General features: G+C 35.5%; 12 protein-coding genes. 9 read left to right on the top strand and 3 right to left on the bottom strand.

Annotated elements, in window-relative coordinates:
- Positions 1-99: 99 nt before the first annotated feature.
- Both BM088_RS14710 and BM088_RS14705 read left to right on the top strand, forming a co-directional pair.
- Complete coding sequence (locus BM088_RS14710; RefSeq protein WP_091985589.1) at positions 100-702, top strand: hypothetical protein; 603 nt, start codon at positions 100-102, stop codon at positions 700-702.
- Between the two features lie 58 nt (positions 703-760).
- The gene (locus tag BM088_RS14705) at positions 761-2,416 is read left to right on the top strand and encodes a hypothetical protein (RefSeq protein ID WP_091985585.1); all 1,656 of its coding nucleotides are present in this window, start codon (positions 761-763) and stop codon (positions 2,414-2,416) included.
- A 66-nt stretch (positions 2,417-2,482) separates the two neighbouring features.
- On the opposite strand, the gene BM088_RS14700 is transcribed toward BM088_RS14705, so the two are convergent.
- From BM088_RS14700 to BM088_RS14690, 3 genes are all read right to left on the bottom strand, one after another.
- Positions 2,483-3,727 (bottom strand): serine hydrolase domain-containing protein, encoded by a 1,245-nt coding sequence (locus tag BM088_RS14700; protein WP_091985582.1) that lies wholly within the window; start codon positions 3,725-3,727, stop codon positions 2,483-2,485.
- Between the two features lie 25 nt (positions 3,728-3,752).
- Positions 3,753-4,628: an SMP-30/gluconolactonase/LRE family protein gene (locus BM088_RS14695; RefSeq protein WP_091985579.1), complete on the bottom strand. Its 876-nt coding sequence runs from the start codon at positions 4,626-4,628 to the stop codon at positions 3,753-3,755.
- Between the two features lie 90 nt (positions 4,629-4,718).
- Positions 4,719-5,903, bottom strand: a complete 1,185-nt coding sequence (locus tag BM088_RS14690) for an ROK family transcriptional regulator (RefSeq protein WP_091985575.1) — start codon at positions 5,901-5,903, stop codon at positions 4,719-4,721.
- A gap of 166 nt (positions 5,904-6,069) precedes the next feature.
- Between BM088_RS14690 and BM088_RS14685 the strand changes: the two genes are divergently transcribed.
- The 7 genes from BM088_RS14685 to BM088_RS14655 all read left to right on the top strand — a co-directional run bounded on the left by BM088_RS14685 (position 6,070) and on the right by BM088_RS14655 (position 13,960).
- Positions 6,070-7,167 carry a substrate-binding domain-containing protein gene (locus BM088_RS14685; RefSeq protein ID WP_245763830.1) on the top strand — a complete coding sequence of 366 codons (1,098 nt, stop codon included), beginning with the start codon at positions 6,070-6,072 and terminating at the stop codon, positions 7,165-7,167.
- 54 nt (positions 7,168-7,221) lie between these two features.
- A complete protein-coding gene (locus tag BM088_RS14680; RefSeq protein ID WP_091985572.1) occupies positions 7,222-8,190 on the top strand; it encodes an ABC transporter permease in 969 nt (322 codons plus the stop codon).
- Positions 8,183-8,959 carry an ATP-binding cassette domain-containing protein gene (locus BM088_RS14675; protein WP_091985567.1) on the top strand — a complete coding sequence of 259 codons (777 nt, stop codon included), beginning with the start codon at positions 8,183-8,185 and terminating at the stop codon, positions 8,957-8,959. The genes BM088_RS14680 and BM088_RS14675 overlap by 8 nt, the downstream gene beginning before the upstream one ends.
- Positions 8,960-9,034: 75 nt before the next feature.
- Positions 9,035-10,645 carry a glycoside hydrolase family 3 protein gene (locus BM088_RS14670; RefSeq protein WP_091985564.1) on the top strand — a complete coding sequence of 537 codons (1,611 nt, stop codon included), beginning with the start codon at positions 9,035-9,037 and terminating at the stop codon, positions 10,643-10,645.
- A 101-nt stretch (positions 10,646-10,746) separates the two neighbouring features.
- The gene (locus BM088_RS14665) at positions 10,747-10,944 is read left to right on the top strand and encodes a hypothetical protein (RefSeq protein ID WP_091985559.1); all 198 of its coding nucleotides are present in this window, start codon (positions 10,747-10,749) and stop codon (positions 10,942-10,944) included.
- 35 nt (positions 10,945-10,979) lie between these two features.
- Entirely contained in the window at positions 10,980-11,162 is a 183-nt protein-coding gene (locus tag BM088_RS14660; RefSeq protein ID WP_091985555.1) for a hypothetical protein, read from the top strand.
- A 239-nt stretch (positions 11,163-11,401) separates the two neighbouring features.
- The gene (locus BM088_RS14655; protein ID WP_091985552.1) at positions 11,402-13,960 is read left to right on the top strand and encodes a TonB-dependent receptor; all 2,559 of its coding nucleotides are present in this window, start codon (positions 11,402-11,404) and stop codon (positions 13,958-13,960) included.
- The last annotated feature ends 137 nt before the right edge of the window (positions 13,961-14,097 follow it).

Raw genomic sequence — 14,097 nt, 5'->3', positions numbered from 1 at the left:
GCATGACAATCTCGTTTAGTTTGGTTTTGGCGAAGTGAATTATACGAGATTGTCACTTACGCACAAAATTCAAACAAAGATCAACAGCCCCTAACAAGCATGAAAAAATATACTAAAGAAACCATCAGACGCTTAGTCAATAATCCTCGATTTGCATTTCCAGGTGCAAAAACGCGTTTGAATACATTTTTAGCTGCTGTTGATAGAATAACTTTAGCTGGAACAGCAAAAGAGTTTCTTTTTTTTGAAGAAACTTATAATAAAAATTTGATCACCAAACGTTTACGTTATAACGATATTAAAATGGATGTAAAGGGCGTGAAATTTACAGCAAATTTATCTGCTGATGTTAGAATGGATGTTAAAGCGCGAATGAATGCATCTGCACTAACAGGTTTGAATGCGAGTATTACGCCGAGCTTTGAAAGTAATTTATCAACAGATGTCACAATTACTCCAGATAATGATTCTCTTCCTTCTGTAAAGCTTAAAGTACGTATGAACCCACTATATAACTGGAATATGCCTTTGGATATGACAGCTGATGGAGGTGGGTTGCATGCTTTATTAGTCAATAATTATCAAAAGCCGAAAGGTTACTTTAGAGCTGAAGGTAAAGTGGGTCTTATTCCTTGGAGAAAAACCTTCCAAAAATTTGATAGTTCACCACAAAGTAAAACCATAATTTCACTTTCAAACTAACTCAAAATTAATCTTTATAGGCTCTGTTTATGGAGCCTATTATCAGGAATTATTTTCAATGAATAAACGTATCATCCTTATATTCAGCTTAGTTATATTTGCTTTTGTATTGTTTTTATTAATGCCTCATTTAAATACACCAAATAACTTGAATTCATCACAAATTAATAACTTACAAACGAGCGTCAATGCACAAGCGTTAGTGGATGAACGATGTGAAGCTATAAATAATATCGCTTCAAGTTTTAGATTTAAAGCTCAAACCAGTACTTTAATTAATTTATCGGCCGTATTTTCTGCGGATGAAGCTGTTACTACTGAAGAGTATCAAAATGATAGCTCAAGATTTTTGATGTCAGGAAATATATCGTTAATGCCTGTTAAAGAAACTCATAAGTCAGGCACAATTTTTACATTTTCTGATTTTAAAGTTGCATGGCAAGATATAGATGCACCTTTAATGGCACAAAAACTTAACCAGCATGTCTGGGTAAACTCAAACGATCAAGTTAGGTTTTCCCCAACAGTCGGAAAAGAAGCTAGATTGATGTTAACGTCATTACTATCGCCCTTTTTGATAGCGAATAATCATCAGGTGAGTGAATATAAAACAACTGACGATTTAGGTTTGTATAAAACAAAAACGTCACAGTCAATAGACTGTAAAAATATAAAGCACATTGCAACAGGGTTTAACGATATAAAACCACTATTACCAGATTATGACTTAGCATATGAAGGAAATATTAAATCCTATAAAACACATATCAATTTAAATAATGAACATGAAATTATAGAGCTATCTCAGGAAGTTAATTTAGATATTTTAGTAAATAATCATGTGTTTTTACAAAGGGATGACACAATTTCATTATTACGTATTTATCCTTATTTAGGTGCTGTTGATGTCGATATAACTGACTTTACAGATAAGGCGCTTGATAGCAATTTATTTGATGATGAAGAACTGCGTAGGATCAAGCTAGCCTATAAAGACTTAGATGCGTATAAAATTTATGATGAAATAAATAATCAATTTTATCAGTCACCACCATTATCAAAAATCAGTGATTTAATTAATAATTTATTAGGTTTATTAAAAGCAAAACCTGAACAAGCCACAATACTGGCACAACTTATCAGTCAATCTGGACAAAAAGACTGGCTCTATGGGGCTGTTTTAACTGCTTTATCAACGGATGGAACGGCAAATTCTTTAAACGCTTTAAGCGAAGTGATTAATAATAACGACCATCAATCGCAGTTGCAGGAGCATGCTTTATTTTCGGCTTCAACAGTTGAAGACCCAAGCGATGAGTTAGCAGAGGATATTTTACTAAAAACAACACAACTTGAACACAGTAATAGTGTTATAAAAGATTCAGGGTTGCTTGCGCTGGGTAGCTTATATCGACGAATCGATGAATCAAAACATGTAACAAGACAGAAAATAAAAAATTATTTCTTAACTGAAATAAAGCATATGCCTTTAGGAGAGATCCCAGTTGTTTTATCGGCTTTAAAAAATAGTAAAAATGAAGAACTCATGTTGATTGCTGGTAATTTATTAGAGCATTCAGAGCGTGAGATCAGACAAAAAGGAGTTGATTTTTTAAATGAAATGACAGACTCAGCAGTGGCACAGCAACTTTTATCACAATATAGTGAAGTAGAAAAAGCACAAGAAAATTTCAGTACTACAAGTGATGACTAGTTTTAAATGAATACTTTTAGTTGGGCCTTTATGGCCCAATTTTATATATATTAAAAAAGTTAAAAATTATATCTGCTTAGTTGTATTAGTTACGTTCAAAAAAGACTCTAATATTTTAAATACCATTTCATTAAATGGTGCGTCACATTCATCAAATACACCACAATTAACCATCGCTGTGATACTGACGTCTAATGTGGGAATATATATATTTTGCGTATAATAACCAAACTCATTGCCAGCATGATGATAAAAAGTTGTTTCATTAATTGTTTCTATAAAAATACCTAAACCATAATGAATTTTGGATGCGCGATAAAAGTTATTTTCGTCTATTTCAATTAACCTTTTTGCACCAATTAAATTCTCCCTTATGTCATCATTAATAAAAGATTTATTGGCAATGATTGCTTTAAGTAGTTTGGCCATATCTGGGCTACTTGAAGCTAAAGGTGCATCGGCAAGCCTTGTGTTTTCGATGACAGTTTTTGTATTAAATCTTTGATAAAGTGGGGTGGGGAAATTTTCTTCTTCATTATTGATAAAGTAACCTGAGGCGATATCGTATTTGTGTTTTTCTATCGCTTTATAATAACTGTGCTGCATGTTTAAGGGGTCTAAAATTTTATTTCTGACAGCTTTTGAATGATGCTGTTTTAAAATACGATCTAAAATAAGGCCCGCAAGAGCATAATTTGAATTAGAGTAAGCATAATGAGTTCCCGGTTTAAAATAACCAGGCATGTTAAGTGCGAACTTTAAGAAAAATAGATCTGTCTTTAGTGATGAAGGATCGGAAAATTGTGCCTTATATAGTGCATAATCCCCGCTATCATTATATTCAAATATACCGCTGGTATGGTTAAGCAGCATTCTTAAAGTCATTAAATCTGAATATTGTATTTGTATTAATAGGTCTTGTGATAGATAACGGCTGATAGGTGCGTCTAAATTAAGTAAGCCTTCATCATGTAACATCGCAATCAAAAGGGCGGTTAGTTTTTTGCCTGCACTACCATTTGGCATTAATGTATCCGGTGTCATTGCAATTTTATTTTCTATATCTGCAAGACCCGCACTGCCTTTAAATTGAGCGCTGGGTGTTTCTACAAATAAAGTGACTCCAGGAATGGCCTCTGAAATTAAATTATTCAGTAATGCTTGATAATCAAGCTCAGTACCTTCCTTGCATTGAACTGGATTTTTTACACATTGAGAAGGGACTGAATCATTGCTATTGTGTTGCTGAATGCATGCTAAAAGAAAAGTGCATAACATTATTGAAAAACTCAATCTTTTTAAATTTAACAATTTTAAATATCCTTATGTGTGTTAATTAATTTGCTCCCGAATAATCTGCCATGATTGTTTCTATTGCGCCACGTTTTTGCATGGTTATAAATATTTGATCACGATTATTTCCGCCAAAAGCAATATTTGTGGGGAATTTTCCTCTTAATTGAATTTCTTTAAGTAACTTGCCTTGTGGTGATACTTTGGCAATGACTCCTTTTCCATAACGCGCAACATATAAATTACCCTTAATGTCAGTTCGCATGCCATCCAACCCAAAGTCAGGAAACTCAATTAATAAACGTTTGTTAATGAGTGTATTACCTTTTTGAATATCGTATTGCCAAATTTTTCTTTGTTTGCTTTCATTAATGTATAAAAGTTTTTGATCATTGCTGACTTCAATGCCATTGGTTGTGCCCATGTTTGATTCTAATAAGTGTGTGCTGCCATCTTTGTCTATGCGCCATAAATTTCCCGTATTGTTAGACCAATTAGGATCGCTGGCAAATAAAACGCCAGACTTCATTATTGCAATGTCGTTTGGTTGATTCATCTTTTTATTATGCGCAAAGACTGTCACTAATTTAGTTTTATTGTCTACCTTTAAAATATTGTGGCCAGTATAATCGGCGATGAACATATTATTGTGGCTATCAAAACGTATACCGTTACCAATACTGCCTTTGGGTAAAGTGATAAATAATTGTGCCTGATCTTTCTTGATTACTTTGCCAATCGTGCCTTGATTTTTAAAGTTGACGGCATATAAATGACCTTTATTATCTACCGCAGGACCTTCAATACCTTGAGTGAATACATTGTCTTTTATCCAATCTGTTGTGTGAGGTAGGAGGGCCGTTTGCGCTAATAAATTGTATGACGTAGCGCACAATAGCAAAGCGGTTAATTTATTCATTCTTAGACAGTTTATATAAATACAATTGCACTAGGCTGAATCCTTTGCTGTTAAAAATCAATCAAACTTTAGTCGGGTAGCATCATCTAATCAGGTATAAATTAAATTTTGTATTTTATTTAAGTTTAACAAGGGTGATAAAGACAGTGTTTTCATATTCTCATCGTTCAGAGCGGCATGTAAAGGTAGGGTTGCAATACCTTTTAATGAAATATGATCAACATCTGGGGTTTTAATTAAGCGCACGACATGTCTGTCACCAAATTGAGAGATTGAAGGAATAAAAGGGCGAAGTAGTGTTATAAATTTATCTAAAAACCAGCTGTTGATATCACCCCCTATGATAATAGTTTGACAATTTAATAGGGATTCTAAAGTATGTATTGCAATTCTCATTGGTTCAGCCGCCATATCAAACCAGGGAGTAATTTTATCAGGGTGATTAGTATAATATTGAATCAAACTTTCAGTATTGCAGCCACTTTTACCAATAAATTTTTTTAAAGAGTTGAGTGATACAAAGTCATTTAACCTGCCAAGTTCGGCTGTTTTTTTATCGGTTTCTGGTGTGACAAATAATTCACCTATTGCACCAGTCAGGCCATTTTGGCCTAATAAAATTTGTCTGTCATACACAACGGATGCTTCGACAACATCTCCTAAATGAATATAAATAAAACTATGCAATTGGCGGGCTTCAGCATGAAGCATATGATATGCAGCGCAAGCAGATGCAGTGGTTTCTAAAGCAACAGGTAAATTAAATAAATGGCTTAACTCGCTTTGTAAATATTTACTCTTTTTATAGCTCTCAATTGAGCGTTCTTGTGCATTATTAAAAGATAAACCTAGGCCTAACAATTGTGTTTTTTGTAATTGACATGCAGTGAGTAAAGTTTCAAATAAAAACTGAATTTGATTTATTAATTTATCTTCTTTATAAGTTGTATTTAAAGAGTTAAGTTGTTCGCCATTGAGTGAGAAAAGACCAGCACTAATATCTTTTTCGTTTATTTTAAAAGCAAAGGTATAAGCTGCGTCTTTATTTAAAGATAGCATTTTAGATGGCTTACCAACGCTGCCCTCTTTTTTTACTCCTAACTCTATAACTAAATTCGCCTCTAGTAGTTCTTCAACCATATTTGTAATGGTTTGTTTAGTCAAATGTGTATTTCTGGCAATCTCTACTCTTGAAATAGGTCCTAATGAAACGATTTGTGATAGCACTAAACGTAAATTTTGCGCCTTATTTTGTTTTGAGTTAGAGCCTTTCAAATGAGTTTAGCCTTTAAATTGATGACTTTTCTATAAATCTTACATGTAATATTACAGTCTTAATGAAAAAAATCGAGCTTAAATTAATAAGTCAAAATGTTTGACATATTAATTTGTTCCCTTAATATTAGCGTATGAATTAAAAAATGAACAATTAGGGATAATAATGAAACTGGCATTTTTGACTCAATTGAGTGATATCTATAATCAGACTAAGTCATGTGTATATTTAATAATGGGCTTGTTAATAACAGCTCAAGTAAATGCAGTTGATATTAAAAGTATTCAAAATGGCACTAAATCGTCAGATGTTACATTAACCTCAGAACAAATAGCGGTGATTAAGAATAAATCACTGACTGCGGCTTTAGTATGGCATGGTTCAAGCCCTTGGGTGAACGCTGTGACCCAAGGTGCAAAAACTGAATTTAAAAAGCTTGGCATTAAAGTAATTACGATAACGGATGCGCAGTTTGATCCCGCAAAACAAGTGGCTGATTTAGAAAATATAAGCGCATTAAATCCAGATATTATTTTATCTTTGAGTGTTGATGGAGTCAGTACAAAAAGTAGTTATCAAAAAGTGATTTCAAAAGGGGCAAAATTAGTATTACTAAGCAATCCTATACCAGGATTTGAATTGGGAAAAGATTATGTTGGTATTGTTACTGATGATATGTTTGGTATGGGAAAAGCTGCTGCTGAGCTGGTGGCACAAGCAGTTAATAATCAAGGTAATATCGGCATGATCTATCACGATGCTAAATATTTTATTACGAATAACCGTGATCAGGCATTTAAAGCTGCACTTGAAAAATATAACAATATTAATATTAGTGCTGAAAAAGGCTTTGTTAAGGAGCATGAAACAAACAGCATTGCATCGGCTATGATTTTACAAAATCCAGATCTTGAAGCGATTTATGTTTCATGGGATGCGGCAGCTGAAGGGGTGATTGAAGCATTGCGAGCACATGGACGCAAAAATATAAAAGTGATCACCCATGATTTAGGTATTAACAATTTAGTTGATATGGCAATGGGTGGAAATTTATATGGCACCATATCAGATAGACCATTTGACATTGGTCAAACGATGGCCCGATTGGGTGGCGCGTCTACTTTAGGACTAAAAGCTGCCCCTTTTACAATTGTGCCATTTGATTTTGTGAGAAAACATAATATGAGAGCTATTTGGGAAAAAGCGTTTAAAACACCGTTACCCAAAATGCTTGACCTTGCTTTAAAACAGTCATCCTTATAACTGGCGGTCCAACCAAATTTGTAGTGTTTCGTAAATAATAACAAGGAATTAGATATGAGTACCGATAGTGCTTCAATTGCGTTATTAAAACAATTTGCTTTTAAACGAGAAGCGTTTATTTATTATATTTTTATTTTAGTATTAGTTATATTTGCAGTATTTCTTCACGATACCGCATTTTTAACTGTGTCTAATTTTATGAATATTATTCGTCAAATGGCACCAATTACGGTTATGGCAGTAGGCTTAACTTTTGCATTATCGGTCGGTCATATCGATTTATCTATCGGCTCTGTGGTGGCTTTATCTGCTTTAGTTGGGGCGCTGTTATTACAATATACCGGCATACCTATGGCGGTTGCAGGGGCTTTATTAATAGGGGGTGTAATCGGTTTAATCAATGGTGTTTTGATTGAGCGTATGCAGGTTTCATCCTTATTAATTACCTTAGGTACTATGGGAATCGTGACTGGCATTGCACGCCAGCTCACAAATTTAGAGTCGGTGCCTATTATTAATCAGGATTTTACTTTCATGTTTGGGGCGGGTGATATTTTGGGCATACCCATTTTGCTTATTTGGACTGTTTTAATTGGCGGCATTGGGTATATTGTGATGCAAAAACTCGCATTTGGTCGTCATTTACTTGCTGTCGGCGGCAGTCCTAAAGCTGCTTTGGCGATGGGCATAAAAGTGACACGTATTCGAATGTATTCTTTAGTTATTTCTTCAGTGGCAGCGGCACTCGCGGGCCTATTGTATGCAGGGCGTTTACATGGTGCACGCTATACCTTAGGTGAAGCTGATCTATTAACGGTTATTGCTGCTGTTGCTATTGGTGGTACTAGTTTATTTGGAGGACGGGCCTGCATTGTTGGGGCTATTTTAGGATCATGGTTAATGGGTATGATCAATAATGGGCTTATCTTATCTGGTTTTTCTACTAACGAACAAATGATTGCAAGGGGTGTGATTTTAATTATTGCTGTTGCGATTGGTGTGAAGGAGCTTAAAAATGGATAGAACATCTTTGGACCAAGCAGCAATAGAGCTAAATTCAATTAAAAAAAGTTTTGGTGGTGTGCATGCACTAAAAAATGTCAGCTTTAAAATAAACAAAGGCGAAGTGGTTGGTTTATTAGGAGATAACGGCGCTGGAAAATCAACATTGGTGCGCTGCATATCAGGTATTCATACACCAGATCATGGTGATATTTTAGTTAATGGCAAAGTTGTTAGTATTGAATCAGCTTTAGATGCGCGTAATGTTGGCATTGAAACTGTATTTCAAGATCTGGCTATGGTGCCTGAATTTAATATTACAGAAAATTTATTTTTGAATCGTGAAATAAAGCATAAAAACCCAATTTTAAAATGGCTGGGTTGGTTAGATAAAGGGGCGATGGAGCGTCGTTCAAAAAAAGCATTAAATCGCTTGAATAGTCGTATTCCTTCTTATGATGAGCAAATACATCATTTGTCAGGTGGTCAACGTCAAGCGGTTGCAATTGCCAGAGCCGTTAATTGGGGCGCAGATATTGTGGTTATGGATGAGCCAACAGCAGCATTAGGCGTAGAGCAAAGTGCGCAAGTAAATGAGCTTATAAAGGTGATAAGTTCACAAGGTGTTGCGGTATTGCTTATTAGCCATAACATGCAGCATGTTGTTGAAACGTGTGATCGTGCAGTTGTGCTTTATCAGGGAGAATCTGTTGCTGATGTTGCCGTTGCTGATGTCACAAAAGAAGACTTAGTGGCGTTGATCACTGGCGCAAAATCTCAAGCAGCCTAAACAATCTTTAAGATATAAAATTTTGGCCTTAAATTTATGGCCTAGATTTTTGCGGCCAAAATTTAGGGAAATGTTATGTATACGCGTAAAAAAGTGGCACAACTTATAGCATCATTGTCTATTGAAGAGAAAGTTGGACAATTATTTATTTTAGCTTTTTCTGGTGAAGATATTGATTATGCGATTGAATTAATAAGAGAGAGGCATGTAGGAGGGTTTTATATTACAGATGATAATGCCCATAATATAAAAGATGCCACAAAACTTGCTGAAACCTTACAACACCAAGCGGCATTAAGAGCCTGTAATGCCCCGCTTATTTTGGGTGTTGATCAAGAAGGTGCTTGGGGTATTTTAGCTAAAGAAACAGACTTAGGCCCTGGGAATCTTGCTTTAGGTAAAGTTGATGATGTAAACATTACACAAGAGATGTATCGTGTTTTTGCTCAGCAAATGCAGTTGATTGGTTATAATATGCTGCTTTCCCCCTGTGCTGATGTTAATGCCAACCCTGATAATCCTATTATTGGGCAAAGAGCATTTGGTGAGATACCTGAACATGTCGCAAAACATGTTCAGGCTGCCATTAAGGGGATAGCAAATGGCAATAATTTATCATGTGCAAAACATTTTCCAGGACATGGTGATACACATACAGATACACATCAGGCATTGCCTGTGGTTGATAAGTCACTTGAAGAATTAATGAATGAAGATTTAAAACCTTTTATCAGTGCAATTGCACAAAATGTGTCTATGATCATGTCCAGCCATATTAAATATCCGCAAATAGATGCCGATTATCCCGCAACCTTATCTTATAAAATATTAACAAAACTATTAAAGCACACATTAGGTTTTCAAGGTCTGATTATTACCGATAGTATGAATATGTGGGCAATGCGTAAAAATTACCCTCCAGTAGAGTCGGCTATTTTAGCATTACAGGCGGGTGCGCATTTAGTAATGCTCAGTGAAGAGCATTATGAAAATGGTACAACCAACTATAAAGAAATTCAAATGCACACTATTGAAGGTGTGATAGAAGCCGTTAAAACTGGTCGATTAAATGAAACTGTGATCAATACGGCTTTAAGTCATGTTTTGTGTCATAAATATATTCATGTGAAAACCGCAGCAGCTTTGCCCCATTTATCTGAAAAAGAGTGCGAGTACATTTCAAACGCGAGTGCATTAAAAGCCATTAAGGTACTGAGAAATAAAATAAATGTGTGGCCTTTAACTCAAAAGCACTTTTATTTAACCTTTGCGGCAGATCCTAAAGGATATGACAGTATTGTTAATAGCCGAGGTATAGGCCCTAATGATGCTAGAGTTGCCAGAGATGTCATTTTAGCCAGTCTAGAGCAAAGCCATTGTAATTTTACTTATATTGATTTTGAGCAATTTAATAAGCAACTTACCAATAAAACACAATTTAAGAGCCAAGATCCATTCATTATTTTTACCGAAGATTACCCCTTGCCAGGTGAAACATTTGATGTGAAAAACCAAATTGACAAAGTGAAAAGTGCATTGGAAATATGGTCCGAACAAGTTGTTGTGATTGGCATGCGGTCCGATTATGAGCTTGAAAGTTATTCAAGTTTATCAACTTATATTTGTGCTTATTCAAGCCGTATTGTAAGTGCAAATGCGATTGTAAAATTATTATTAAATGATTAGTAAAATAAATTGACTAATTGTTGGGGTTGCTGTTTACTGGTTGTAGGTGTTCATAAAACCTTCAAAGTTACTTTTAATTAATTTTAAAAAGGAATGAGATTGTGAAGCTAAGGCTTAAATTAAATAAAAAGAAATTAAAAAATTTATCGAAAGATCAAAAAGCATTGCCACTTGAAGCAACGCTACGAGTTACTGGTGGTGCAGGCATGGGGGATGATTCACTCTCAGGTTCTGTATGTCATATGTTTTCAATGTTTGTTCATTGTTCTCAAAGGTGTGTGGAAACTTTCAAGAACTAGTTCGCTCAAATTAATAAATTATAAGGAATAAGGTTATGAAAATTAAGCTAAATAAAAAGAAATTAAAAAACTTATCGAAAGATCAAAAAACATTACCATTAGATGCAACGGTACAGGTTGCTGGCGGAACTGGCATTGATGCTGATTCAAGTGCATTTTCAAACCTTATTTGTAGAATAATTTCAAAATCAAATTGCTCTGAAGCTGTTTGTAATTAAAAGCGTATTCACTAACGAGTTGGTTACAAGTTAGGTCATAGGGTCAGATTAAGTCGCTGTTTTTACTGGCCCTCTTATTTATGTTTGTGATTGCCAACTATTAAAGTGTTTTTTTCATTAATAATAAAAAATTGTTTAACATTTAATTAGTATAATAATTTTACAAATAAAAAAAGAATATCTGCTCTGAAGTATTGTATGAGTACAAGTTAACAAAAATAATCAACAAGGGAAGAAGAATGAATAAAAAAATTACAAGCTATTTAACCCTATGTATCTTATCCGCATTACATAGTTCAGCTATTGCAGCGCAATCAGGTGAACAAGTGATTGAAGAGGAAATTGAGACTATAGAAGTTAGAGGGATCAGAGGGAGTCTGACACAAGCACTTAATACCAAACGTTTTGAAGATTCGGTGATGGACTCTATTTCAGCGGAAGATATTGGTAAGTTTCCTGATAAAAATATCGGTGATGCCCTGCAAAGAGTACCAGGTGTTACCGTTACTCGTGGCTATTCTGAAGTGGATGGTGTGACTATTAGAGGGACTGCACCTCAACATAGTTTGGTATTATTGAATGGTCAAAATGTAGCCAGTGTCGGCTGGTTTGATCTTGCGAAATTTAACCGCAGCTTTAATTTCGAAATGCTGTCTGCAGAGCAAGTGTCAGGTTTAGATGTGTATAAGTCGGTAGAAGCTGATATTAATGAAGGTGCTATGGGGGGGACGGTAAATTTAAAAACGCGTAAACCACTAGATATGGCAGCTAATACCATTTTTGCCTCTGCTGAAAATGGCTATAGTGAACTTGCCAAGGAATGGTCTCCAAGTATATCGGGTTTATATAGCTGGAAAAATGACAATGAAAATTTTGGTGTCTTAGTTGCGCATTCAGTTGAAAAACAAAGAGTGGTACGCGAAACATTGCGTACATTTGGCCCTGCTGGGCCAAAGGATGCTGATACTTTAGGTAACATTCCAATCGCACCAGGTGCAATGTCGTCAATTTTATTTGATGAAGCGCGTCAGCGTGACAGTAGCCAGATAACCCTGCAATATGTGGCAACAGAACAATTGGATTTTTCCCTAGATTACAATAAGTTTGTACTCGATAACAATCATATTAATACTGCTTTATATGCAATACCGGCTCTAAATGGTGTTTATGACGGTGAAAAGTCAATTGTCAATGATAAAGGCGTCACAACTCGGGCTACATCAATACCTAAGTTGAATGATGCAAATCACGTACCTCTTTTTAATAATACAATGTTACGCACACCAAAAATGGAAATGGATGTTGTTAACTTTACTGTTGACTATGCGGGTGATACTTGGGAGTTACATACTGTTGTTGGGCAATCGACGGCTAAGTCTCGTGGTATGCAAACCAGTACCTGGTGGGGTAATCTCAAAGATAAAAGCAAAACAGGTGTTACCTTTGATATTGCAGGACCTTTGGAGCTGATCCCAACAGATCCAACTTATGTCAATGATCACAGTCAATTGCAGCTGTATAATGAATTTAGCCTTTTGAATAATGTACGTGATAATGAAATTAATTATTATCAGGCTGATCTGTCTTTTGATTTAGACTTAGGCATATTTACGATGCTTGAAACTGGTGTTAAATATCAAGAACAGATGTTCTCGGCTCAAAAGGATTTATTTGATGGTGGTAACAACACAGGTCCATTGTTAATAAATGCCATGAGTGAAGGTTTAACGCTGGCTGACTTTAATGGCGGCCATGTATCTGGGTTACATAGTAAAGAAGGTCGCAGCGGTAGCTTGACCTCTTTTGCGATTATGGATAAAAGTCTCTGGGACTACGCCTTAGCAAATAAGCAGAGTAAGGTTGTTAGTGAGGCTTTTTCTATTGAGGAAGAAATTACAGCCGCTTATGTTAAAGGTACTTTTAGTGGAGATGCCTTTAGAGGCAATATTGGCCTCAGAGTGGTTGATACTAATGTATTATCTAAAGGTACGGCTGATGGTGGACCGGCACAGCAAACTGAAAGTTACGCTAATATTTTGCCAAGTGTTAATTTAGTGGCAGATTTAAAGGATGATTTGTTATTTCGTTTTGCTGCAGGCTCAACAGTATCACGACCTGATTATGATCAGGTTAAAATGGCAGCCAGTGTACAATCAGAGTTAAAAACTGCAACGGTTGGTAACCCGGATGTTAAACCTTATAAGTCAGATCAATATGATGTTGGCTTAGAATGGTATTTTAATGCAAGTTCACTCATTGGTGGTACTGTATTTCACAAAAATATCAGTGATTACATTTATCAGACCGACGCAAGAGAAGCTTTTTCTGGCTGTGGTGAGAACTGTTTAGTCACGCGTTACAGAAATGTGAGTACTGCAGAAGTAACTGGTGTTGAATTACAATACCAGCAAGCCTTTGATAACGGTTTTGGATTGCAAGTGAACTATACCTATACAGATAGCTCAGTGATAAGCCCCGCTGGCAAAGAAGAAATGCTAGATAAGGTATCAAAAAACTCAGCTAATATTTCCGGTTATTATGAAAATGAAATATTTAGCACGCGTCTTGCTTTTAATGTGCGAGATGAATGGCAAGAAGGCACGGATGCTATCGCGCAATCTTACCAACAACTGGATGCTTCGTTTGTCTGGCATGCTACCGATAATATTGATGTCTCAGTGGAAGCGGTGAACATCTTAAATGAGGCACTTGTGATCAAAAGACCTGAGTCTGGCTTTACTTCACAGGTAGATGAGTTTGGTGCTCGTTATTTTGTTGGAGCAAGCATTCGATTCTGACTTAGTACCTTAAATAACCTTATGTCATTGCTATGTCCTATATTAATCCCCAGAATATAACCATAGCAGTTCATAAAGTAGGGAAGATAATTTAGATATATCTCCCTTTTTGCCCATAAAGGCAAGCGTGCTTGCCT

It is taken from the genome of Pseudoalteromonas denitrificans DSM 6059 (genome assembly GCF_900112265.1).
Lineage (GTDB): Bacteria > Pseudomonadota > Gammaproteobacteria > Enterobacterales > Alteromonadaceae > Pseudoalteromonas > Pseudoalteromonas denitrificans.
Note: the sequence above shows the minus strand (reverse complement) of the source record. Positions and strands in the feature narration are given on the sequence as shown.